Source organism: Roseobacter sinensis, assembly GCF_025755255.1.
Taxonomy (GTDB): domain Bacteria; phylum Pseudomonadota; class Alphaproteobacteria; order Rhodobacterales; family Rhodobacteraceae; genus Roseobacter; species Roseobacter sinensis.
Window position 1 is genome coordinate 35,871 of the sequence record NZ_JALIEB010000007.1, and the last position, 24,437, is coordinate 60,307.

The window sequence follows — 24,437 nt, forward strand, 5'->3', positions numbered from 1 at the left end:
GCGCGATCTAGGGGCCAATGACGGGGAAGATGTCCATAATCGTGGTGGAGGCGGATCGGGATCGCGGGATGCAGATCGCCGAGGGGCTGCAACAGGCCGGCGAGTTCGATGTTCAGGTGATATCGGAGCTGACGCACCTCGCGCAGGAAATCGCCGCCCGGCAGCCTGATATCGTTCTGATCGACATCGCCAATCCGTCTCGGGACACGCTCGAGGAACTGGCCTTGGCGTCCGGCCCGATGGACCGGCCGGTTGCAATGTTCGTGGATCGCTCCGAGGCGGGGCTGTCGGACGCCGCGATCGAGGCCGGCGTCTCGGCCTATGTGGTCGACGGGCTGCACCCGGCGCGCGTGAAACCGGTGCTCGATGCGGCGATTGCGAGGTTCCGCATGTTCCAGCGGATGCGGGTGGAACTGGCCGAGACCAAGCGGGCCCTCGAAGAGCGCAAGCTGATCGACCGTGCCAAGGGCATGATCATGAAGGCGCGCGGTGTCGAGGAGGAGGAGGCCTACGCTATCTTGCGGAAAGCCGCGATGGATCAGGGCAAGCGGGTGGCCGACGTGGCCTCGGCGCTGGTCACTGCCGCCGGGCTTCTGTCATGAGAACCGCAGCGCTTTCGGTCGGGTTCATCCCCCTGGTGGACGCAGCGCCGCTGATCGTCGCGCAGGAGATGGGCTTTGCCGCACAGGAAGGCATCGCGCTCGAGCTGCGCCGCGCACCCTCGTGGTCAAGCCTGCGCGACATGCTGAGCTTCGGGCAGGTGGATGCCGCGCATATGCTCTCCACCGTGCCGGTGGCTGTGGCCATGGGGCTCGGTGGCGGCGGCACGCCACTCGCGGCGGTCTCGGTGATGTCGGTGAACGGCAATGTGGTTGGCGTCAACCGCGTACTGGAAGAGCGGCTGCGTGGCGCCGGCTTTGGGTTCGATTTCTTCGATGCCCGCGCCGCGGGAGTGGCGCTGTCTCAGGTCAGCGACACGCCGCTGCGCGTGGGTGTGCCCTTCCCCTTCTCCATGCATGCTGAACTGGTCTTCTACTGGTTGGCGAGCCTCGGCCCCGTCGCCGAGGGGCAGATCGAGATCAAGACCGTGCCGCCACCGCTGATGGCAGAGGCCATCGAGGCGGGCGAGATCGACGCCTTCTGCGTGGGCGAACCCTGGGGGTCCCGCACTGTCGAGAAAGGGGTTGGCGCGCTCCTGCTGCCCGGGGCCGCGATCTGGAATTTCGCCCCGGAGAAGGTGCTGGCCGTGCGGCAGGACTGGGCCGAGACAGAGCGCTCCTTGCTCTTTCGTCTGATCCGCACGGTGTGGCGGGCAGGGCGGTGGTTGGCGGAGCCGGGATCGATCCTGCTCGCGACCGAGCTGCTAAGTAGGCCCGCCTACCTCGACCTTGCGCCCGAGCTTATCGAGCGTGCGCTGACCGGGCGGCTCACGATCAATGCCACTGGAGAAGAGCGCGACACGCCGCAATTTGTTGAGTTCGCGCGCGGGGCGGCCAACTTTCCTTGGCGCAGCCAGGCGGAGTGGATCGGCCACCAGATGGCCTTGCGCACCGGCCATGACCCGGCCGCCGCTCGCGAGGCTGCCGCACAGGTCTATCGGACCGATCTGTTCCGGGCGGCTTTGAAGGGAACCAGCGCCGATTTGCCCGGTGCGTCGTCGAAAATCGAAGGCGCTCTGGACGCGGACACCGCCGTGGCCTCCGCCGCAGGCCGCGTGATTCTGTGCCGTGATCGGTTCTTCGATGGGCGCACATTTGAGCCGACGGGCTGATTGTGCACGAATTTTGTGCACATGCGGCGCCTCTGCTGCTGCGATGCAGAAAGTTTTCCGAAAATCGAAGCAAGCCGCTTGATCGCTTGAGGTGCCGGTCTGCATAACTCCGATACAGACACGCAAAGATGCGCGTCCTCGAAATATGCCCCTCGATCGGGGTTACACTGAGCAAAGCCGCTCGACCTTCACCGCCTCTCTCCTCCCCGGCGGTTCAGGTCGGCGGCTTTTTTTCTTGCCCGGACAGCCGGGCGCGAGAGCGAAAGGCTTTGATATGAAACACATTCTCCTCGGTCTGGCAGCGGCTGCCTTGACCACGGGACCGGCCCTGGCGCAGTCCTTGGAATTGGAAAAGGACGAGCTGACCTTCGGCTTCATCAAACTGACAGACATGGCGCCGCTCGCGGTTGCCTATGAGAATGGCTACTTCCTCGACGAGGGGCTCTTCGTCACGCTGGAGGCGCAGGCCAACTGGAAGGTGCTGCTCGACGGCGTGATCGACGGCCAGCTCGATGGCGCGCACATGCTCGCGGGACAGCCGCTCGCCGCCACCATCGGCTTCGGGACGGAGGCGCATATCATCACGCCTTTCTCGATGGACCTCAACGGCAACGGCATTACCGTCTCCAACGAGGTTTGGGAAATGATGAAGCCGAACATCCCGAAGATGGATGACGGCCGCCCGCAGCACCCGATCAGCGCAGAGGCGCTGGCGCCGGTCGTGCAGTCATTCAAAGACAAGGGCGAGCCCTTCAACATGGGCATGGTGTTCCCGGTCTCGACGCACAACTACGAGCTGCGCTACTGGCTTGCGGCAGGTGGTCTGCACCCCGGCTACTACAGCCCCGAGAATATCTCCGGCCAGATTGGCGCGGATGTCTTCCTCTCCGTAACGCCGCCGCCGCAGATGCCGGCAACCTTGGAGGCGGGCACGATCCACGGCTACTGCGTGGGCGAGCCCTGGAACCAGCAGGCCGTCTTCAAAGGCATCGGCGTGCCGGTGATCACTGACTACCAGCTCTGGAAGAACAACCCCGAGAAGGTTTTTGGCATCACCGCCGAGTTCGCCGAGCAGTATCCGAACACGACGCTGGCCATCACCAAGGCGCTAATTCGCGCGGCGATCTGGCTCGATGAGAACGACAACGCCAATCGTCCGGCCGCCGTGGAAATCCTGAGCCAACCGGAGTACGTGGGCGCGGACTATGACGTGATCGCCAATTCCATGACCGGCTTCTTCGAGTTCGAGAAGGGCGACAAGCGCGACATCCCCGACTTCAACGTCTTCTTCCGCTACAATGCGACCTATCCCTTCTACTCCGATGCGATCTGGTACCTGACGCAGATGCGCCGCTGGGGGCAGATCGACGAGGCGAAGGACGACCAGTGGTATCACGACGTGGCCAAGGACGTGTACAAGCCCGAGATCTATCTCGCCGCCGCGCGCCTGCTGGTGGATGAGGGCCTCGCCAACGAAGCGGACTTTCCCTGGGACAGCGATGGCTACAAGGCGGCAACCCCCGCTGAGGATATCATTGACGGCATTCCCTACGACGGCCGCAGCCCCAACGCCTACCTCGAAAGCCTGCCGATCGGCCTGAAGGGCGGCCAGACGGTGGTGGGCTCCGAGGTCCGCGGGTGACAGGGGCGGCGGTGCAAGGTGGCGTGAACACCACCTTGCCCCGCCGCGCGCTCCGCACCGACACATTCGCCCAGCACGCCAACACCCCTTAGATCCCCATCCAGGAGACCCCAGATGACCACAGTGGACCCGGATTTCGCCGCCGAAGAGGCTCGCGAGGCGCGCCGCGCCCGGCTCTTCACCCGCATCAACAAAGCCGATACCTGGTTTCAGGTTCTGGGGATCGCCTGGATCACCCCGATCGTAAAGGCCGCCGCCGGGGACAATCCGCGCGCCCAGATGAAGGACCTCTGGCGCCTCGCCGGCGTGCCGCTTTTGGCCATCTGCGCCTTCCTGCTGATGTGGGGCACACTGGCGCCGAAAGTTCAGACATCGCTGGGCGCCGTGCCCGGACCCGCGCAGGTCTGGGCTGAAGTGGTCAACCTGCACGAAGACGCCCAGGCCAAGGCCGCGAAAGAGGCCAAATTCAACGAGATGGTCGAGAAGCGGAACCAGAAGCTGATCGATGCGGGCAAGGCCGATCAGGTCAAGCAGGTCGCCTACACAGGTGCGCCGAGCTACTACACGCAGATCTGGACCTCGATCAAAACAGTGTTCTTCGGCTTCATGATCGCGACGGTTGTGGCTGTCCCGCTGGGGATCGCGGCGGGCCTCTCGCCGACTGCGAATGCAGCCCTCAACCCCTTGATCCAGATCTTCAAGCCGGTCTCGCCGCTGGCCTGGCTGCCGATTGTGACCATGGTGGTTTCGGCCGTCTACGTAACGCAGGACGGCTGGTTCGCCAAATCCTTCCTGATCTCGGCCATCACCGTGACGCTCTGCTCGCTGTGGCCGACGCTGATCAACACGGCGCTTGGCGTGGCGAGCATCGACAAGGATTTGGTGAACGTCTCCAAGGTGTTGAAGATGAACACCTACACCAAGATCACGAAACTGGTGCTGCCCTCTGCGCTGCCGCTGATCTTCACCGGTCTGCGCCTCAGCCTTGGTGTCGGCTGGATGGTCTTGATCGCCGCAGAGATGCTGGCGCAGAACCCAGGACTTGGAAAATTCGTCTGGGATGAGTTCCAGAACGGCTCCTCCAGTTCGCTCGCCAAGATCATGGTGGCGGTCTTCACCATCGGGATCATCGGCTTCCTGCTCGACCGGGTGATGTACGCGCTGCAGTCGCTCTTCACCTTCACGAACAACCGCTAGCCTGCGCTCAAGCACCGAAGCGATAGCGCAACAAGGAGTCACCCATGGGTATCCTGACATTCGACAGCGTTTCCAAATCCTACGGCGACACGGCTGTTCTGAAGGACATCAACCTGACCGTTGCAGAAGGCGAGTTCCTCGTGATCCTCGGGTTCTCCGGCACCGGAAAGACCACGCTGATCAACATGATGGCCGGTCTCGACACGCCGTCCCAGGGCAGTGTGACCTTCCGCGGCAAGCCCATCACCGAGCCCGGACCCGAGCGGGGCGTTATCTTTCAGAACTACTCGCTCATGCCCTGGCTGACGGTCACCGGAAATGTGCGGCTGGCGGTGGATACGGTCTTTCCTGACCTGACCGCTGCCGAGAAGGCCGACAAGGTGGCCCATTACGTCGACATGGTCGGACTTGGCCACGCGGCCACGCGCCGCCCGGCGGAGCTGTCGGGCGGCATGCGCCAGCGGGTCAACGTGGCGCGTGCTTTGGCGATGAACCCCGACGTACTGCTGCTGGACGAGCCGCTGTCGGCGCTCGACGCGCTGACGCGTGCGAACCTCGCAGACGAAATCGAGCATATCTGGGAGGCGGACCGCAAGACCTGTGTCCTCATCACCAATGATGTGGACGAGGCCATCGTGCTCGCCGACCGGATCATCGCGCTGACGCCTGAGGGCACGCTGGGTGCCGAGTTCAACGTGAGCATCCCGCGTCCGCGCGACCGCTCGGCGATGAACAACGACGCCACCTTCAAGGCGCTGCGGGCGGAGGTCACAGGATACCTCATGGACGTGGGCATCGAGGCCAAGGTGGAGGGCACCCGCGTGTTGCCCGAGGTAACCCCGATTCACGGCGTACCCACGGCTGTTGCCGATGCGCAGAAAGGCCTGATCGAGAACCGTTTTCTCGACTTCAGTCTGCTGCACAAGGTCTACCCGACACCCAAGGGGCCGCTCACGGTGGTCGAGGATTTCGACCTCAAGATCGACCGGGGTGAGTTCATCTCGCTCATCGGCCATTCGGGTTGCGGCAAATCCACCGTTCTGACCATGGCGGCCGGGTTGAACGAGATCTCCAAAGGGGCGATCAAGCTCGACGGCCGCCACGTGGAGGGCGCGGACCCGGAGCGCGCGGTCGTGTTCCAGTCGCCCAACCTCTTCCCCTGGCTTACGGCCAAACAGAACGTGGCGATTGGGGTCGACAAGGTCTACCCGAGCGCCAGCCAGGTCGAGCGTCAGGAGGTTGTCGAATACTACCTCGAGCGGGTGGGCCTGGCCGATGCGATGGACAAATCCGCAGCCGATCTTTCCAACGGAATGAAACAGCGCGTGGGCATCGCGCGGGCCTTCGCGCTCAGCCCCAAGTTGCTGTTGCTCGATGAGCCCTTCGGCATGCTCGACAGCCTCACCCGCTGGGAGCTGCAGGAGGTGCTGATGGAGGTCTGGTCGCGCACTAAGGTCACGGCGATCTGCGTCACGCATGATGTGGACGAGGCGATCCTGCTGGCGGACCGCGTGGTGATGATGACCAACGGCCCGCAGGCGACCATCGGCAAGATTACGAAGGTTGATCTCCCGCGTCCGCGGACCCGCAAGGCGCTGTTGGAGCATCCCGACTACTACACCTATCGGCAGGAGGTGCTCGATTTCCTTGAGGAATATGAGCACGGCAACACCCCAAAGGCGGCGCAGAAGACCGCGCCCAAGGCCATTGCGGCGGAGTGATTGGCAATGCTTGAACAAAACAGCAAGTGGCCGATCCGTTTCACATGGACGCAAGGGCTGCCCCGCGTTTCCGCCGGGCGGGACATGGGTATCAAAGGCGGTGCATTTGATACGCAAGGTGCGATCTTCGGAGGCCTTCAATGACACAGAAACTCATCGTCATCGGAGCGGGCATGGCGTCGGGCCGGGTGCTGGAGCACCTCACCGATGCCGACCCGGGCGCCTATGACATCACCCTCTTCAACGCGGAGCCGCGCGGCAACTACAACCGGATCATGCTGTCGCCGGTTCTGTCGGGCGAGAAGACCTATCAGGAGATCGTGACCCACGATGACGCCTGGTACGCGGCGGCAGGCGTCACCTGCCGCTTCGGCGAGCGCGTGGTGGCGATTGATACCGCTGCAAAGACCGTCACGGCAGAGACGGGCGAGGTGCTGCCCTATGACAAGCTGCTCTTCGGCACAGGCTCCAACCCGTTCATGATCCCATTGCCCGGGCATGACCTCGACGGTGTGATCGCCTATCGCGATCTGGAAGACACCGAGCGCATGATGGCCATGGGACCTGACAACAAGGTTGTTGTCATCGGCGGCGGTCTTCTGGGCCTGGAAGCGGCGGCGGGCATGGCGGCCCGCGGTGTGGATGTGACCGTGGTGCATATCATGGGCCACCTGATGGAGCGTCAGCTGGACGAAGCGGCGGGGTACCTGCTGCGCAAGTCCTTGGAAGCGAAGGGCATCACGATCCTCTGCGGCGCGAACTCCAAGGAAATCCTTGGGGAGAACGGTCGCGTGCGGGCGCTGCTGCTCGAGGATGGCACCGAACTGGCGTGCGATCTGCTGGTCATGGCAGTGGGCATCCGCCCCAACGTCGCCTTGGCGCAGGAGGCCGGGCTTGCGGTGGGGCGCGGCATTCATGTGGACGACCAGATGCTGACCTCCGTAGAGGACGTGCTCGCCGTGGGCGAATGCGTGGAACACGACGGCGCCGTCTTCGGTCTCGTGGCGCCGCTCTACGATCAGGCCAAGGTGGCGGCGGCAACCCTGTTGGGGCAGCAGGCGGCCTTCGTGCAAAAGAGCCTCTCAACCAAGTTGAAGGTGACGGGCTGCGACCTCTTCTCCGCGGGTGACTTCGCCGAAGGCGAGGGGCGGGAAGACATCGTCTTCCGCGATCCGGGCCGTGGTATCTACAAGCGGCTGGTGATCGAAGACGACAAGCTTGTCGGAGCCGTCATGTATGGCGACACCGCTGACGGCAGCTGGTTCTTCGGGCTGATCAAGGACGGCACCGACATCTCGGAGATGCGCGAGACGCTGATCTTCGGCCCGGCCTATCAGGGAGGGTCCCCCGTGGACCCCCTGTCAGCCGTTGCAGCCTTGCCGCCTGAGGCGGAAATCTGTGGCTGTAACGGCATTTGCAAATCCACCATCACCGATGCCATTGCGGGCGGCGCAACCGACCTCGGCGCCGTGCGCGCGACCACAAAGGCCAGCGCCTCCTGCGGCACCTGCACGGGGTTGGTCGAACAGCTTCTGCAGGTCACGCTGGGCGATGACTTCCAGATGCCAGCGGCGCAACCCATGTGCGGCTGCACCGATCTTACCCATGAGGACGTGCGGCGCCTGATCAAATCGCAGGAACTCAAATCCCAGCCCGCCGTCTGGCAGGAGCTGGGCTGGACCACCCCCAACGGTTGCCATGTCTGTCGCCCGGCGGTGAACTTCTACCTGCTCGCCGACTGGCCGCTGGAATACCGCGATGACCCGCAGAGCCGCTTCGTGAACGAACGCAAGCACGCGAACATCCAGAAGGACGGCACCTTCAGCGTCGTCCCGCGCATGTGGGGCGGGATCACCAACCCCACCGAGTTGCGGGCTATCGCGGATGCGGCCGAGAAATACGACGTCCCGACCGTCAAGGTCACCGGCGGGCAGCGCATCGATCTGCTGGGCGTGAAGGGCGAGGATCTGCCCTATATCTGGGCCGATCTGAACAAGGCCGGGCTGGTCTCGGGCCATGCCTATTCCAAAGGCCTGCGCACGGTGAAAACCTGCGTCGGCACAGATCACTGCCGCTTTGGCACGCAGGACAGCACCGGCCTCGGGATCAAGCTCGAACGGGCGCTGTGGGGCTCCTGGACGCCGCACAAGGTCAAGCTGGCTGTCTCGGGCTGCCCGCGAAATTGTGCGGAAGCCACCTGCAAGGACGTGGGTGTCGTCTGCGTGGACAGCGGCTATCAGGTGGGCGTCGCCGGTGCTGCGGGCATGGACGTGAAGGAGACCGAGCGGCTGGCTGATGTGCCGACCGAACAGGAGGCCATCGACCTCACCGTCGCTTTCATTCAGCTCTACCGCGAGAACGCGAAGTACCTCGACCGCCCATACAAATGGGTCGCGAAAGTCGGCCTCGATTGGGTCAAGGCACGCGTCGTCGATGATCTGGAAGAACGTGCACGCCTGATCGCGGCCTTCGAGCTTTCCCAGAGCATCTATCGCAAGGACCCCTGGGCCGAACACGCGGCCAAGCCCGCGCCCTTCGCGCCGCTTGCAAATCTGGAACTGGAGGCCGCGGAATGAGCTGGATCGACATTGGACATATCGATGACATCCCCCTGCGCGGCGCCCGCGTGGTCAAGACCCCGGTGGGCTGCGTGGGTCTCTTCCGCACAGGAGAGGCGGAGGTCTTTGCCGCTTCCAACAGCTGCCCGCACAAGGGCGGACCGCTGGCCGAGGGGATCGTGCATGGGCAAAAGATAACCTGCCCGCTGCACAACTGGGTGTTCGATCTGAACTCCGGTGAGGCAATCGGGGAAGACGCGCGGATCGCGACTTACCCGGTGCGCCTCGAGGCCGGGCGCATCCTGCTGGACGGAGCTGCCGTGGGCAAGCGGAGCGCGGCCTGATGGACGGCAGCGGCCTGCCCGAGACGCGCTCGACCTGCCCCTATTGCGGGGTCGGCTGTGGCGTGCTGCTGCGCCCGGACGGGCAGGGCGGCCTTGCGGTGCGGGGCGACCCTGATCACCCGGCCAACTGGGGCAAGCTCTGCTCAAAGGGCGCGGCACTGGGCGAGACCGTGGGGCTGGGCGAGCGGCTGCTGGCCCCGCAGATCGCGGGGCAGCAGGTTACATGGGATCACGCACTAGGGCAGGTGGCCGCGCGGTTCTCGAAGACCATCGCCCAGCACGGCCCCGACAGCGTGGCCTTCTATGTCTCAGGCCAATTGCTGACCGAAGACTATTACGTCGCCAACAAGCTCATGAAGGGTTTCATCGGCTCGGCCAATATCGACACAAATTCGCGGCTCTGCATGGCCTCCTCGGTCGCCGGGCACAAGCGCGCCTTTGGCACCGACACGGTGCCCGGCACCTATGAGGATCTGGATGAGGCCGATCTGGTCGTGCTCGTCGGCTCCAATCTGGCGTGGTGTCACCCGGTCCTGTACCAGCGGCTCTTGGAGGCGCGTCGGCAGCGGGGCACGCGGATCATCGTGATCGACCCACGCCGCACCGCAAGCTGTGATCAGGCCGATCTGCATCTTGCGCTGGAGCCGGGCAGCGATGTGGCGCTCTTCAATCACCTGCTCACCAGGATTTACGAGGGCGGTGCGCTCGACAAATCCTACCTGCGACATGTGTCCGGCTTCGATGATGCGTTGCACGCCGCCTATGCCGATGACATCGCGGTGACCGGGTTGGAGCCCGCTGCCGTCGCGCAGTTCTGTGCCGAGTGGATCAGATCGGAACGGGTCGTGACCGTGTACAGCCAGGGCGTGAACCAATCGACCTCGGGGTCGGACAAGGTCAATGCGATCCTGAACTGCCATCTGGCCACTGGTCGGATCGGCAAGCCGGGCTTGGGGCCGCTGTCGGTCACCGGCCAGCCCAATGCCATGGGCGGGCGTGAGGTCGGCGGCCTGGCCAATATGCTCGCCTGCCATCTCGATCTGGAAAACGCCGATCACCGCGCTGCCGTGCGCGGGTTCTGGGGCAGCGGGCCGCTGCCCATGGCGCCGGGGCGGAAGGCGGTCGACATGTTCCGCGCCGCTGAAGAGGGGCGGATCAAGGCGCTCTGGATCATCCACACCAACCCCGCGGTGTCGATGCCGGATGCGGATCGCGTCGCGCGCGCCATTGCGAATTGCGACTTTACCGTGGTCAGCGACATCACGGCTTCGACCGACACAGCGCGGTTGGCAGACGTGCTGCTGCCCGCGACGGCTTGGGCGGAAAAGAGCGGCACGGTCACCAATTCCGACCGCACCATCAGCCGTCAGCGCCCCGTCCTGCCCGCGCCGGAGGGCCCGCGCGATGATTGGGCGATCCTGGCCGATGTCGGCCGGCGCATGGGCTGGGCAGCGGCATTCGACTATACCAGCCCTGCCGAGATCTTTCGCGAACATGCAGCCCTCTCAGCTATTGCGGGCCGATTTGGCCGCGATTTCGATATCTCGGGCCTCTCGGATCTGGACGACAACGCCTATGACGCCCTGCCGCCAACCCGCTGGCCGGTCTCGCAAACGAAACGGGGTGGACGGTTTTTCGGTGATGGCGGATTTTTCCATCGTGACGGAAAGGCGCGGATGCTGCCGCTTCGCTGGCGCGAACCGGCAGCACGGACTGATCGACGCTATCCCTTCCGGTTGAACACCGGGCGCATCCGTGACCAATGGCACACGATGACCCGCACAGCGTTGTCGCCACGCCTGTCGGCGCATCTGGCCGAACCCTTTGTCGATCTGCATCCTGAAGATGCCGCACGCCTCGATGTCGCAGCCGCGGACCTCGTCACTCTGACCAGCGCGCACGGCAGCGCCATTCTGCGCGCCCGGATCACCGATGCCCAGACCCCGGGGCAGCTTTTCGCGCCGATGCACTGGACCGCCGAATATGCACCGAAGGGTCGCGTCGATGCGCTTGTGGCGGGGGCCACCGACCCGGTGTCGGGGCAACCCGAAAGCAAAGCGGCGGTGGTCGCCGCCGCGCGGTTCGATGCGGCATGGTACGCCTTCGCCGTTTCCGCCAACCAGCTGGCGCCGCGGGCGTCCTACTGGGCGCGGGCGCGTACGGCAACGGGCTGGCGGGCCGAGTTGGCCTGCACTGCGCCGGTGGCCAATTGGGAAGCGGAGGCGCGGGAGATGTTCGACCTGCCGGATGCGAGCTTGCAAATGGTCGAAGATGCGGCCCGTGGGACGGCGCGCTTGGCCTTTCACGACGGCGGCCGCCTGCGTGCCGCTCTCTTCGTGGCGCCAGAGCCCATTGCAGTGATGCGCGCGTATCTCACAGGGCAGATCGGCGAGCCCGGCCGCGAGGTTCTGACCGGTCGCACGGCGGCAGACCGTCCCGATCCCGGGCCTGTTATTTGTGCCTGCCTGAACGTGGGGCTGAACACGATCCTCACCGCCATCGAGTCGCAGGGCCTGATCTCGGTCGATCAGATCGGGGCCGCTCTGGGCGCGGGGACGAACTGCGGCTCCTGCCGTCCTGAAATCGCGACACTTCTTGCCGCCCGATCCATGCGGGAGGCGGCAGAATGACTTTGGCAGATTACGTCCGCATCCTTGGCAGAGGGCCTGGGCGATCCCGCGGGCTGACTGACTCCGAAGCTCATGCGGCGATGCAGCTCATGCTGTCGGGGGATGCAGCACCAGAAGCGGTGGGCGCGCTGCTCATGCTGTTGCGAATGAAGGGTGAAACCGCCGACGAGATTGCAGGTTTCGCCCGCGCCGCGCAGGAGGATGCGGCGGCGCTCCCCGCTGTCGATCTGGACTGGCCGAGCTATGCGGCCGGTCGGACAAGGGGGCTGCCCTGGTTTCTGCTGTCGGCAAAGCTGGTTGCCTCGGCGGGGCACCGCGTGGTGCTGCATGGCTGGAACGGAGCCGACGCGGCCGTTCGGGACGGGCTCGGATCCGCGGGCATCGGCGTTGCGGACACAGCCGAAGAGGCGCAGAGGCTCATCGCCCGGGACGGCATCGCCTATCTGCCGCTCGAGCAGCTCGCGCCAAACCTCTTCGCGCTGCTCAATCTTCGGGTTGTTCTGGGCCTGCGCTCCTGCATCAATACGGTTGCGCGCATGCTGAACCCGGCGAGTGCTCCGGCCAGTGTCCAGGGCGTGTTCCACCCGTCCTATAGGCTGTTGCAGGCGGATGCGGCCGCCCTGCTGGGGTGGCAATCCCTCACCGTGATCAAGGGTGGCGGCGGCGAGTTCGAGCGTCACCCCTCAAAGCCGACACTTGGTTTTGGCTTGCGCGACGGCAGCGCCTGGACGTGCGATTTGCCGGCCCAGTGCTCCACTTTGCGGCGTCTCGACGACGGGCAGCGCGGGGCAGACCGATTGGGCGAGATGTGGGCCGGTCGGCTGCGCGACCCCTTTGCGGAAGACATCATCATCGGCACCGCGGAACTCGCGCTCGACACGCTTGGGGTCGACGCGCCCCGCCGGACGGCCGAGCGGATCTGGGCCGAGCGCGATCACGCGGCGGCCGCCTGAAGGAGACGATTGCCATGAAGAGTTTTCCCATGTTCATCCGCACCACCGGCCGTCGGGTCGTGATTGTGGGCGGCGGAGAGCAGGCGGCCCAGAAGATGCGGCTGATCCTCAAGACGGATGCCAAGATCGACATCGCGGCGATGTCGCTCGACCCCGAACTGCTGGGCGTTGTCAAGGATGGGCGGGCCAGATGGCACCAGGGCGATATCACTGCAGCTTGCTTCGAAGGTGCTGCGATGGGGTTCATCGCGACCGGATGCCCCGGTCTCGATGCCAGCCTGCAGGCGATTGCGCAGGCGGCGGGGTGCCCTGTCAACGTGGTCGATCAACCGGACCTCTGCGATCTGACAACCCCCTCGATCGTCGATCGGGATCCGGTGGTTGTGGCCATCGGGTCCGAAGGCACGGCGCCTGTTCTGGCCCGGCAGATCAAGACCAGCGTGGAAGAGCTGCTGCCGCCGACCCTCGGCGGGTTGGCCGCAGCAGCGGGGCGGTTGCGCGCCGCGGTCGCGCAGCAAGTGGCCCGCTCGCAACGTCGCGCCTTCTGGCGCTGGGTCTTTGCAGATGCGCCGCGCGCGGCCTGGGTGCGAGGACAGGAGCGCGACGCGATTGAAAAAATCAAGCGTGCCATCGCGGCAGGCGGTGCACCCGACGTCTCGGGCAAGGGTATGATCTGTCTGATCGGGGCGGGGCCGGGCGCGCGGGATCTGCTGACGTTGCGCGCCGTGGCCCGGCTGCAGGAAGCCGATGTCATCTTTTACGACCGCCTGGTCGACCCCGATGTGCTCGAACTTGCGCGGCGCGATGCCGAGCGCGTCTATGTCGGGAAGGTCGTGGGGGCCAGCGCCTGGCCCCAGGACCGGATCAACGCCCTGATCGTGGCGGAGGCGCTCAAGGGCAAACGCGTGGTGCGCCTGAAATCCGGCGACCCCGGCATTTTCGGCCGCGCCGGCGAAGAGATCGCGGCGGCGGAGGCGCGTGGGATCGATGTCGAAATCGTGCCCGGTATCACAGCCGCCTGCGCTGCAGCGGCGAGCGCGGGAAGAAGCCTGACCGAACGGGGCCAGACCAATGCGCTCGTGCTTGCGACCGGGACGGGGGCGGAGGGCGGCGCGTTGCCGGACTCTGTCCGCCTCAGCGGGCCGGGCACCAGCACTGTCTTCTACATGGCAACCCGCCAAGCTGAAACGATCAAGACGGCTTTGCTCGATCGGGGACTTCCTCCCTCATCGACCTTCACGCTGGCGGTCGATGTCTCCAAGCCGACCGAGCGGATCCTGAGTGGCCGCATCGATGGTCTCGATACCGTCATCGCTGAGCAGGGTGTCATCGGATGCGCTGTCATTCTGGTGAGCTGGCCGCTGGGCGCTGCCGCCTCGGAAGATGTAATGCTGCCAGAGCATCGCGTGTCGGCGCAGATGGCCATTGCGTGAGCCGATCCGCGGCTGAGCAGGTCTTTCACACGCAGGCCGTGGGTCCCTGGCTGCCTAAACGACCGCCAGCGATCAGAGCTTGTTGACGGGCACCTTCAGGGACATGTTGCCATCCTTGTCGCGCGGTACTGCGCCGGCGCGGATGTTCACCTGCAAGGACGGGATGATCAGGCTTGGCATCGCCAGCTGTGCATCGCGTTCGGTGCGCATCTTCACAAAGGCTTCCCGCGTGGTCTCGCCGCCCACATGGATGTTGGCCGCCTTCTGTTCGCCGATGGTCGTTTCCCATGCAATGGCGCGCCCGCCCGGTCCGTAGTCGTGACAGACGAACAGACGCATGGCGTCCGGTAGCGTGAGAATGCGCTGAATTGAATCGTAGAGCTGCCCCGCGTCTCCGCCGGGAAAATCCGCGCGTGCCGATCCGCCATCGGGCATGAAGAGGGTGTCGCCTGCAAAGGCCGCGTCGCCGAAGATATGGACCATGCAGGCGGGTGTGTGACCGGGTGTGTGCAGGGCGAAACACTCCAGCGTGCCGACGTGATAGCTGTCGCCATCCTTGAAAAGCGCATCGAACTGGGAGCCGTCCCGCTGGAACTCGGTCCCTTCGTTGAAGATCTTCCCGAAGGTGTCCTGGACCGTCTGGATATGCTCTCCGATCCCGATCTTGCCGCCGAGCTTCTGTTGGATATAGGGCGCGCCCGACAGGTGATCGGCGTGCACATGGGTCTCGATGATCCAGTCAAGCTGAAGGCCGTTGGCCTCGATGTAGGCGATGATCTCGTCAGCACTGTCATGGCTCAGCCGGCCGGCGGCATAGTCGAAATTCATGACCGCATCGATCACCGCGCAAGCGGTGCTGTCTGGGTCGCGGACCACGTAGCTGATGGTGTTGGATTGCGCATCGAAGAAGGACTGCACGATGGGGTGCTTGTCCATGTGAACCTGGGGCAGTGTCATTCCAGCGTCTCCCGTTTGCAACAGCCTAGCACGCCTGCCCGGTCCCGCAACGGTCAACAACGACGCAGCGATCCCGCGCGCCAGACTGGATCTGAATGGACTCAAACGCTCTCGACAGCGCAGTCGCGCTTTGGATTTGCACCGATTGTCTCGAGCAGCGTCAGAACCTCCGCAACCCAGGCATCGCGCAGGGTTTGCGCGAGGATCGAGATCGGCCGGTATCGAGGCGCGAAAACCGCGTAGCGGTACCTGATTGCCTCGCGCAGGGGCCGAAATGCAATTGTCTTGCCGGAGGCCGCAGTTGCTTCGACATGCACCACCGTAAGCGGGTCGAGGATCGCGCAGCACTGACCGGCCGAGACGAACTGCAGGATCGGCAGGAAGGTCTGGCTCTCTACCATGCTGGAGAAGGCGAGATCCTGCGCCTTGAAATGAGCCTGCACATCCTGCTGATGCGCATGGGTGCTCTGCAGCGAACCCATGGCGACGCCGTCCAGTTGGGTGATCGACACCGCCGTGTTGGCGGTCAGGGGATGATCGGCCGGAAGCGCGAGAAAACAGTCGCCGTGGATCACGTCGGCGGTATAGAGCGTCTGCGTCTCGGTGTCTTGAGGCGCATCCGCAAAGCCGAAATCGATGCTCTGCGCGCGGGCCAGCTCGAGAATCTGAGCCGAGCTGCGCGCCATCATCGACACCGTGATATCACGATTGCCCGCGATCTGTTCCGCGACAAACCGCGGAAACAGCATCGAGACCGGCCCCGGCATTGCCGCGATGTTGAGCGCGCCGGCGCTGCCGTCGCTGAGGCTGCGCATGGTCTGCTGCACCCGCGACAGCTGGCCGAGGATGGCCTCGGCTTCGGTGAGCAGATATTGCGCCTCCGGAACCGGAACCAGTTTGCGCCCATCACGCAGGAAGAGTTGCAGGCCCAACTGGTCTTCCAGCGTCTTGATGGCGGCGCTTACGGCGGGTTGAGTCCGCCCGAGCTTGCGCGCGGCGTCCGACAGCGATGCGGAGGTCATGACCGCCTGAAAGGCTCTGATCTGCGAGATATTCATCACGCAAAGCATAAGAAAAATCTATCAAATAAAAAGATATTAAAATTTGTATTTATTTTTTGGTTGAGTACGATTTTCGCACGACTCACCCAACGGAAGTCGGTCAATTGGGAGACAATTCATGAAGTTATTTTCGAGACTGTCCGGAGCTGCCGTGGCTGCCGTGCTGGTCGCCGGAACGGCCGCTGCGCAAGACCCCACGTTCTTCCGTATCGGAACCGGTAGCGCCGGCGGCACGTACTTTCCGATCGGCGGAACCATCGCGAACGGCATTTCCGCGCCTCCGGGCTCGCGGCCCTGCGAAGAGGGTGGCCAATGCGGTGTGCCCGGCCTGATCGCCATTGCTCAATCCACCACCGCGTCGGTCTTCAACAATACGGCCGTGGAAAACGGCGAGCTGGAAGCGGGGCTTGCCGCCGCGGATGTGACACGCTCGATGTATCTGGGCGAGGGCAAGTTCGAGGGCAAGCCGCACCCGAAGCTGCGCATCGTCGCGAACCTCTTTCCGGAGGATCTGCATTTGGTGATGCCGAAGGGCACTCAGATCTCCAGTCTCGCGGATCTTGCGGGCAAGCGGGTTGGTATCGCGCAGGCCGGCTCGGGCACGCAGGTGGCTGTGGAGCAGATGCTCGCCGAGTGGGGTGTGACCCGTGACAATATGGACGAGGCGGAGTTGAACAACAGCCAATCCGCCGAACGGCTCGCGGATGGCCAGCTTGACGCGTACTTCTACGCCGCGGGCTGGCCTGTCTCTGCGATGGTGCAACTCGCCACCACCAAGGGTATGGACCTGCACAGCTTCAGTGACGAGGATCTGGCCAAGATCAACGAGATCATCCCGGCCTACATCCCGTCGTCGATTCCGGCCGGTGTCTACGAGGGTGTCGACTACGAAGTGAAAACGCCGGCGGTGTCGGCCTTGCTGGTCGTCTCCTCCGACCTCTCGGAAGAGCTGGTCTATGGCATCACCAAGGCGCTGTGGAACGACAACACCCGCAAGCTGCTCGACAACGGTCATGCGAAGGGGAAACAGATCACGCCCGATACGGCGCTCGACGGGATTGCCGCGCTGGGCGTGCCGCTCCATGCGGGTGCCGAGAAGTTCTACAAGGAAGCCGGGTTGCTGGAGTAAGGCCTCTCTTTCTGCCTTACCGGCCAGGAGCGGCGGGCGTAATCCGCGCGCCGCTCCGCTTTTTAGTCACATCACATGACGATGGGGATGCGCGATGAGCCGCCACCAAACAGATCCCGTGCGCGAGTTGAGCGAGCAGGAGCTTGCCGCCATCGAAAAGAAATACGACGAGGGTGCCGCCACACGCGCCGTCACGCCCGGGTTCGGCAAGTTCCTCAGATATGTGGCGCTGACCTTCGCCGTGTATCACTATCTGACGGCCGGCTTCGCGCTGCCGCCCGATTACTGGCACATGGGGTGGCACCTCAGCGGTCTCTTCATCCTGACCTATGCGCTCTACCCATTGGTGAAGACACCTACATCTTTCGATCTGAACACCGGGGCCTTGCGACTGGGGGGTGTGCCCTTTCTCGACCTGATCCTCATGGTGCTCGGTGTCGCCTCGGCCCTCTACCTTGGTCTCGCCTGGCGCGGGATCGAGTGGCTGGGCGTCGAGGAGATGACCTTCCGAATGGGCAACCCAAACGGCTATGACATGCTCTTCGGCTGCATCCTGATCGTGCTGGTGCTGGATATCGCACGCCGGACGCTGGGCTGGATCCTGCCGCTGATCATCTCCGTCTTCATCTGTTACGCCCTGTTCGGCCCCTATTTTCCGGGGCTGCTTCAGCATCCCGGCGTGAAGTTCAACACCTTCGTCTCGTCGATGTACTTCCCGCAGGAGGGGATCTTTGGCGTGACGCTCTGGGTGGTTTCGACCATCGTGTTCCACTTCGTGCTCTTCGGGGTGATCGCGCAGCGCACCGGGTTGGGGCAGCTCTTTATCGACAACGCAACGATCCTTGCGGGGCGCTATACCGGGGGCCCGGCCAAGGTGTCGGTCGTGTCCTCGGCCTTCTTCGGGACGATCTCGGGGTCGTCGGTGGCGAACACCGTCTCGACCGGCGCGCTGACGATCCCCAACATGAAGCGGCTGGGCTATCCGGGACATTTCGCCGGTGGTGTCGAGGCGGCAGCCTCCGCAGGCGGACAGATCACCCCGCCGATCATGGGGGCGGCCGCCTTCATCATGGCCGAGTTCCTCGAGCTGCCCTACACCACGATCGTGATCGCGGCGATCTTTCCGGCACTCCTGCACTACGTTGGTGTCTTTGCCGTGGTGCACCTGATGGCCCGCAAGCTGGGTCTGAAAGGGCTTGCGAAGGATGCGCTGCCGCGCCTCGGTGCTGTCTGGCGGGATGGTTGGGCGAACATCGTGCCGCTCGTGGGCCTTCTGGTCGTGCTTTTCTCGGGATACACGCCGTACATGTCCGCCTTCTGCGGCATCTCGCTGGCCATCATCGCGGGGATGAGCCGGGCGCGGGAGCCCGTGACGCTGATCTATGCGGCCGCCTTCATCGCCTTCGTCGTCTGGAAGTACACAGGAGGCGGGTTCGACCTGACGATGTCAGCGATCCTCATCGGCGGTGCCGTGCTGGCGACCCTGAACCCCCAGCGGCGCATCTCGATCTCCGAGATGGGAGATACCTTCGAGACCGGCGTGAAATACGCCCTCGCCGTCGGCGCTGCTTCGGCGGCGGTGGGGATTGTCATCGGGGTGATCAACACCACCGGCGTCGGCTTCCGCATCGGCTTCATGGTCACGCAGGCCGCCTCGAACCTGGGCAGCGATCTGGCGTGGCTGTTCACCTTCGGCAGTTGGACCTTGTTTACCGTCGAAGATCTCACATTGTTCATCAGCCTGGTGTTCATTGCCCTGGCCTGCATTCTGATGGGCGCGGGCGTCCCGACGACAGCACTTTACATCATGCTGGTCTCGGTTGCGCAGCCCGCGCTGGCGCAACTCGGCATTCCGCCCATCGCCAGCCATATGTTCGTGCTCTACTACGGTGTCGTGGCCGAGATCACGCCACCGGTCTGCACCTCTGCCTACGCAGCCGCAGCGATTGCGAATTCGAACCCCTTCCGCACCGGGATATCCGCCTTCACCCTTGGGCTGGGCAAGGTGGTGGCACCCATGGCCTTCGTCTATGCGCCGGTGCTGCTCTTCGTCTCCTCGACGGGCTTCGATCTTTGGGAGTTCACCTATACGGCGGCGAGCTGCATCGCCGGGGTCATTGCCCTGTCGGCTGCGGTCGTGGGGTATTGGCTTGTGCCGATGGGCGTCGTCTTCCGCTGGCTCATGGCCATCGCGGGGCTCGTGTTCATCGCGCCGTCACTCCAGGCCGACCTTGCGGCGCTGATCATCGCATCACCCGCAATTGCCTCGCAGGTCCTCGCCAAGCGCCGAGGGGCCCAACCTGCGGTCTAAGCGATGACGCACAAGGTCACCATACTGGGCGCTGGCATTGTCGGTCTTTGCACGGCGCTGTCTCTGGCCGAACGTGGCATCGCCACGCGCGTGATCGACCGCCGCGCGCCGGGCAGAGAGACATCCTACGGAAATGCGGGAGTGATCTCGCCCTGGTCGGTGATCCCGCAAGCCATGCCCGGCATCTGGCGGCAGATACCGCATTTGATGTTCGGCGCAGCCCGACCGCTTTCAGTCCACCCGAAGGTCTGGCCCCGCATGATCCCCTGGGGGCTGAGGTTTCTGTGGCAAGGCAGCGAGGCGCGGGTCAGGGCGAGTGCGGACGCGATGGAGCTGCTCTGCGGCCCTTCGATCGAGCTTTACAGGCGGCATCTGGCCGGCACGAAGGGCGCGCATCTGATCACCGATAGTCTCTACGTGCACGCCTTCCGGGATGGCAGCCGCGCGACCCTGGACAGCTTGGACTATGCCATTCGCCGCGAAAAGGGCGCCGAGATCGAGCTGATCGGCGCTGATCACCTGCGGCGGATCGAGCCCGCGCTCACTCGGGACTTCGCGGCGGCGATCCTCGTGGGCGGGCAGGCTCGTGCGCGCTCCCCGGGGCAGATCTGTGACTTGCTCGCCGAAAAGGCAAAGGGCCTGGGTGTCGAGTTTGTCACCGACAGCGCCCAACGGATCGAACGGGATGGGCAGGGCTGGTCGGTCATCGGTCGGACCGGGCGTTACACCAGTGAAAAGGTCGTCGTGGCGCTCGGCGTCTGGAGCGCATCGCTGCTGACGCCGCTTGGTCTGCGGCTGCCTCTGATGGCGGAACGGGGATATCATCTGGAGTTTTCCGAGCCGGGCGTCGAGGTCAACAACTCGGTGCTCGATGTCGATGCAAAGCTTGTTGCAAGCAGCATGACCGGCGGTCTGCGGCTTGCGGGTCAGGCGGAATTCGCGCCGATTGACGCGCCGGTCGATCCACGAAAGCAGCGCCTGCTGGAGCGGTTGGGCCGGGCGATGTTCCCCGAGTTGAACACCACACCCGCCCAGCTGTGGATGGGGCGGCGGCCCTCCTTCCCGGACAGCCGTCCGGCGCTTGGGGCCATCGCCGGCCTCGACGGCCTCTACGCCAATTTCGGCCACTCGCACTATGGTCTGATGATGGCGCCGAAGTCCGGTGAGATCCTGGCGGATGTGGTCGGGAACAGGCCGCTCAACGTCGATCTCGCACCGTTTTCGGTACATCGGTTTGCTTGAAACGGTTTGATCTTCGCGCGGGCCTAGGGGAGGCGCCGCACCGAACGCCGCGCGGCCATCTCGGTCTCGAGCTTCAGCGGGGCCGCGGCCTCTCCGGTCTCGATCCACCTGGCGAGCTTGGCCGCGGCACATGTTCCCATCCGCTTGACCGGCAGGTGCACGCTGCTCAGCGGCGGCCAGGTGCTTTGCGAGCTCGGCAGATCATCGACGCCGACAATCGATATCTGCTCCGGCACGCGCAGGCCCAGCCTTTGCAACCCGGCCAACACGCCCTGTGCAATGACATCCGACAGACACAGAAGTGCCGTGGTCCCGGATGCCTGTGCGACCAGCCCATCGACGGCGCGGGCCGCCGCCACAAAGTCGATCGGCACCTCGTGAAACGTCAGGGCCAGATCGCGCCGGCTGCGCAGAGCGTCGACACGCACACGCGTCCGGTCGTTCGTGGCTGTGGGCCCGGACAGCACCGCAATCGCCGTGTGGCCCATCTCCAGAAGGTGATCGAGCGCGCGCAAGGCAGCTTCGCCGTTGTCATATCCGACCGTCACGAGAGGGCTTTCGGGGTCGAAGTAGGAGGTCGCGATCACCGGCGTCCTGTAGCGCCGGATCAAGGCATCGAACGTGTCGCTGTGCGTGATCCCGGAGACGATGAACCCCTCAACACCGAGATTGAGGAGGTCCTGCGCCCGCTGGGCCTCTTTTTCGGGGTCGCTGTTCGTCGTCGCCACGACCAACGAAAACCCGTGCTCGGCCAGCGCGAGCTCCAGCGCGTCGAGAAAGCTGGAAAAAATGGCATTGTCCAGCGTCGGCACCAGCGCGCCGACCATATGCGTCCGGCCGGAGTTGATTGCGCGCGCCGCGGCGCTTGGCACGAAATCGAGGGCTTCGATGGCGCTGCGGACGCGCGCGTGAGTCGTGTGCGACACCGCCGAAGAACCGCTCATCACGCGGGACACCGTGGCGACGGACACACCGGCGCGACGCGCGACGTCACGCATATTGTGCCGCTTCTTCGATACTTTTTTGGGCAAGCGCCCCTCCCGATCATCGCCTTTGCGCGAGGCCTATTGACAGATGTAACTAGTTTCAAACATCATGAAACTAGTTACATGCTGCCAGTACAGGCCCAATATGCAAGACTTACTCCCCTTGCGCAGTTTCTCAAACATCGGACATATGGCTCATGGTCGCTATTTTGCCGGCTTCCCGCAGAGGACAACTGTCTCCCATCGGATCGACCCGCGTGGCAGCCTGTTGGTCAAGGCCGTCAAAGGCGATCTCATCCGGATCAGCCTTGAAGGGCCCGGGGCGGAGATCGCTATCCTGGCCTTTGATCCCAGCGGTGCGCGCCGCGAGGCCGATCTGGGGATCTCACCGCCCAAGGCCCTCTCGGCCGGCGATTTCGCTGCTGCTCCGTTGACCGGATGGCTCGGTGCGCATGGCGTGACGGGCGAGCTGAGCCTTGAGGCCAGTGCGGTCTCCTATCAGGCCGATGGGGTCGTGCTGCGGGTGCCTTCTGCACTGACGCTCTGGATCGTCAACCCCGCGGCCCCGGTCGATCTTGTCAACGGGACGGGGCGCGGTGTTGCACGCGTCGAGCACACGAAGCAGGCAGGCCAACTCGATCTGCCGGAGCCTCTGGGTGATGTGCGTGATGAATTCACTGTCGCGCGGGGCACGGCGCAGGCCTATCAGCTGCAGCGGGGCGAAGTGCTTCAGATCATCGATGTCGAGGGGCAGCAGTGTTCGGATTTCCAGGCGTTTGGACTGGCAGCCCTGGACCGCGCGCAGGAGCGGATGATCGACGGCACCGCGACGCGCAGCATGGTGCGTCGCTCCTTTCCGGGGCCGGGGCTCTTCGACAAGTTCTTCGATGCGGAGATGACACCGATGCTGCGGGTTCTCCGAGACACCTGCGGGCGCCACGATACCTTTGGTCTGGCCTGCACCGCGCGCGGATATGAAGAGCGTGGTTTTCCGGGGCATGTGAATTGCTCGGACAATATCTCTCGCGCGGTTGCGCCATTTGGCGTTGCACCCCGTACGGCGTGGCCGGCGATCAATTTCTTCTGGAACACTTGGATCGACGCGCATCATCACCTGCAGACCGAAGAGAGCTACTCGCGGCCCGGAGACTATGTGGCGATGGAGGCGCTCGACGATCTGACCTGTGTGAGCACCGCCTGCCCGGACGACATCGACCCCATCAACGGGTGGAACCCCACCGATGTTCACGTCCGCATCTATCGGCCCGAGACGCGGATCACGCGGTCGGTCGCTTATCGCAGCAAAGAGGATGCGCCCATGCAGATCAGTCAGGAATCTGCCTTTCACGAGCGGCTCGCGCCTCTCACCGACCATTTTGCCCCGGCGCGCGATTTGTGGTTGCCGGTCTCGTTCCCGTCTCACGGAACGCTGGGCGAGTACTGGGCCTGCCGGGAGGCGGCCACCCTTCAGGACATGAGCGGGTTGCGCAAGTATGACGTGATGGGCCCGGATGCCGAGCGGCTGTTGCAGCGCGCATTGACCCGCGACATCGCGCGCCTTGCGGTTTGGCGGGGCAGCTATGCGGTCATGTGCGATGACACCGGGCAGGTGATCGACGACGGGACGCTGTTCCGTCTGGCGCCGCATCTCTTTCGCTGGTGCTGCGGGTCCGAGGAAAGCGGCCGGGCGCTGACCGCACTTGCCGAGCGCGAAGGGCTTCAGGTGCGCATTCACGACTTGGGCGGTGCGCTGCCCAACCTTGCGCTGCAGGGCCCGAAATCGCGCGAGATCCTGAGGAAGCTCGTCTTTACGCAACCGCACGTCCCCAACCTCGACCAGCTGAACTGGTTCGGTGCCACCGTCGCGCGGGTCGCCCACCGGGAAGGGGCACCGTTCTTCCTGACGCGCAGCGGCTACACGGGCGAGCTTGGATACGAGCTTTTCTGTTCGAAGGAAGATGCCGTCGAGCTGTGGGATTCCGTGATGGAGGCAGGCGCGGAGTTCGGGCTGAAGCCCATGGGATCTGCGGCGCTGAACATCATTCGGATCGAGGCAGGGCTGGCCGCGGCCGGAGCGGAGTTCACCGCAGGTGTCGATGCCTTCGAGGCGGGGCTCGGCTTTGCCGTCAATCTCAAGAAGAGCGACTTCGTGGGCAAGCCCGCGCTGGAGCGCAACGCGACCGCCCAGCGGCATCAGCTGAAAGGGTTGCTGTTTGATTGTACCGACGTGCCGCCGCATGGCGCGCCGGTGTTCTGTACCGAGCGTCAGATCGGCACGGTCACATCCGCCACCCATTCACCGATGCTGGAGCGGTCGATCGCGATGGCGCGGCTCAATATCGAACACGCAGGCAACGGAACGGCAGTGCAGGTCGGGCAGATGGATGGTCGCATGAAGCGTCTGTCGGCAACGGTTACGGACATCCCCTTCGTCGACCCCAAAAGAGAAAGGGCGCGGGCGTGAGTGTCGTCGAACTGGAGAACGTCTGGAAGGTCTTTGGC

General features: G+C 64.3%; 17 protein-coding genes. 14 read left to right on the forward strand and 3 right to left on the reverse strand.

Going from position 1 to position 24,437, the window contains the following annotated elements; translation table 11 throughout:
- The first annotated feature begins 17 nt into the window (after positions 1–17).
- The 10 genes from MUB52_RS12020 to cysG all read left to right on the forward strand — a co-directional run bounded on the left by MUB52_RS12020 (position 18) and on the right by cysG (position 14,249).
- Positions 18–602: an ANTAR domain-containing response regulator gene (locus tag MUB52_RS12020; protein ID WP_263844473.1), complete on the forward strand. Its 585-nt coding sequence runs from the start codon at positions 18–20 to the stop codon at positions 600–602.
- Entirely contained in the window at positions 599–1,771 is a 1,173-nt protein-coding gene (locus MUB52_RS12025; RefSeq protein ID WP_263844474.1) for a CmpA/NrtA family ABC transporter substrate-binding protein, read from the forward strand. The genes MUB52_RS12020 and MUB52_RS12025 overlap by 4 nt, the downstream gene beginning before the upstream one ends.
- 274 nt (positions 1,772–2,045) lie before the next feature.
- The gene (locus tag MUB52_RS12030) at positions 2,046–3,413 is read left to right on the forward strand and encodes a CmpA/NrtA family ABC transporter substrate-binding protein (protein WP_263844475.1); all 1,368 of its coding nucleotides are present in this window, start codon (positions 2,046–2,048) and stop codon (positions 3,411–3,413) included.
- A 114-nt stretch (positions 3,414–3,527) separates the two neighbouring features.
- Positions 3,528–4,610: an ABC transporter permease gene (locus MUB52_RS12035; RefSeq protein WP_263844476.1), complete on the forward strand. Its 1,083-nt coding sequence runs from the start codon at positions 3,528–3,530 to the stop codon at positions 4,608–4,610.
- A 44-nt stretch (positions 4,611–4,654) separates the two neighbouring features.
- Positions 4,655–6,331, forward strand: a complete 1,677-nt coding sequence (locus MUB52_RS12040) for an ABC transporter ATP-binding protein (protein WP_263844477.1) — start codon at positions 4,655–4,657, stop codon at positions 6,329–6,331.
- Between the two features lie 140 nt (positions 6,332–6,471).
- Positions 6,472–8,907 carry a nitrite reductase large subunit NirB gene (nirB, locus tag MUB52_RS12045; RefSeq protein WP_263844478.1) on the forward strand — a complete coding sequence of 812 codons (2,436 nt, stop codon included), beginning with the start codon at positions 6,472–6,474 and terminating at the stop codon, positions 8,905–8,907.
- The gene (gene nirD, locus MUB52_RS12050) at positions 8,904–9,233 is read left to right on the forward strand and encodes a nitrite reductase small subunit NirD (RefSeq protein ID WP_263844479.1); all 330 of its coding nucleotides are present in this window, start codon (positions 8,904–8,906) and stop codon (positions 9,231–9,233) included. The genes nirB and nirD overlap by 4 nt, the downstream gene beginning before the upstream one ends.
- Complete coding sequence (locus MUB52_RS12055) at positions 9,233–11,863, forward strand: nitrate reductase (protein WP_263844480.1); 2,631 nt, start codon at positions 9,233–9,235, stop codon at positions 11,861–11,863. The genes nirD and MUB52_RS12055 overlap by 1 nt, the downstream gene beginning before the upstream one ends.
- A complete protein-coding gene (locus MUB52_RS12060) occupies positions 11,860–12,816 on the forward strand; it encodes a glycosyl transferase family protein (protein WP_263844481.1) in 957 nt (318 codons plus the stop codon). The genes MUB52_RS12055 and MUB52_RS12060 overlap by 4 nt, the downstream gene beginning before the upstream one ends.
- Before the next feature lie 14 nt (positions 12,817–12,830).
- Entirely contained in the window at positions 12,831–14,249 is a 1,419-nt protein-coding gene (gene cysG, locus MUB52_RS12065; protein WP_263844482.1) for a siroheme synthase CysG, read from the forward strand.
- A 72-nt stretch (positions 14,250–14,321) separates the two neighbouring features.
- Here cysG and MUB52_RS12070 read toward each other — a convergent pair whose 3' ends face one another.
- Positions 14,322–15,206: an MBL fold metallo-hydrolase gene (locus MUB52_RS12070; protein WP_263844483.1), complete on the reverse strand. Its 885-nt coding sequence runs from the start codon at positions 15,204–15,206 to the stop codon at positions 14,322–14,324.
- Positions 15,207–15,307: 101 nt separating this feature from the next.
- Positions 15,308–16,276 carry a LysR family transcriptional regulator gene (locus MUB52_RS12075; RefSeq protein WP_318527423.1) on the reverse strand — a complete coding sequence of 323 codons (969 nt, stop codon included), beginning with the start codon at positions 16,274–16,276 and terminating at the stop codon, positions 15,308–15,310.
- A gap of 109 nt (positions 16,277–16,385) precedes the next feature.
- Here MUB52_RS12075 and MUB52_RS12080 point away from each other — a divergent pair, with 109 nt between their 5' ends.
- The 3 genes from MUB52_RS12080 to MUB52_RS12090 all read left to right on the forward strand — a co-directional run bounded on the left by MUB52_RS12080 (position 16,386) and on the right by MUB52_RS12090 (position 20,949).
- A complete protein-coding gene (locus MUB52_RS12080; protein WP_263844485.1) occupies positions 16,386–17,396 on the forward strand; it encodes a TAXI family TRAP transporter solute-binding subunit in 1,011 nt (336 codons plus the stop codon).
- A gap of 94 nt (positions 17,397–17,490) precedes the next feature.
- A complete protein-coding gene (locus tag MUB52_RS12085) occupies positions 17,491–19,707 on the forward strand; it encodes a TRAP transporter permease (RefSeq protein WP_263844486.1) in 2,217 nt (738 codons plus the stop codon).
- A gap of 3 nt (positions 19,708–19,710) precedes the next feature.
- Complete coding sequence (locus tag MUB52_RS12090) at positions 19,711–20,949, forward strand: NAD(P)/FAD-dependent oxidoreductase (protein WP_263844487.1); 1,239 nt, start codon at positions 19,711–19,713, stop codon at positions 20,947–20,949.
- A gap of 23 nt (positions 20,950–20,972) precedes the next feature.
- On the opposite strand, the gene MUB52_RS12095 is transcribed toward MUB52_RS12090, so the two are convergent.
- Positions 20,973–21,980 (reverse strand): LacI family DNA-binding transcriptional regulator, encoded by a 1,008-nt coding sequence (locus MUB52_RS12095; protein ID WP_263844488.1) that lies wholly within the window; start codon positions 21,978–21,980, stop codon positions 20,973–20,975.
- Positions 21,981–22,080: 100 nt separating this feature from the next.
- Between MUB52_RS12095 and MUB52_RS12100 the strand changes: the two genes are divergently transcribed.
- Positions 22,081–24,399: a DUF1989 domain-containing protein gene (locus tag MUB52_RS12100; RefSeq protein ID WP_263844489.1), complete on the forward strand. Its 2,319-nt coding sequence runs from the start codon at positions 22,081–22,083 to the stop codon at positions 24,397–24,399.
- Positions 24,400–24,437 lie beyond the last annotated feature (38 nt).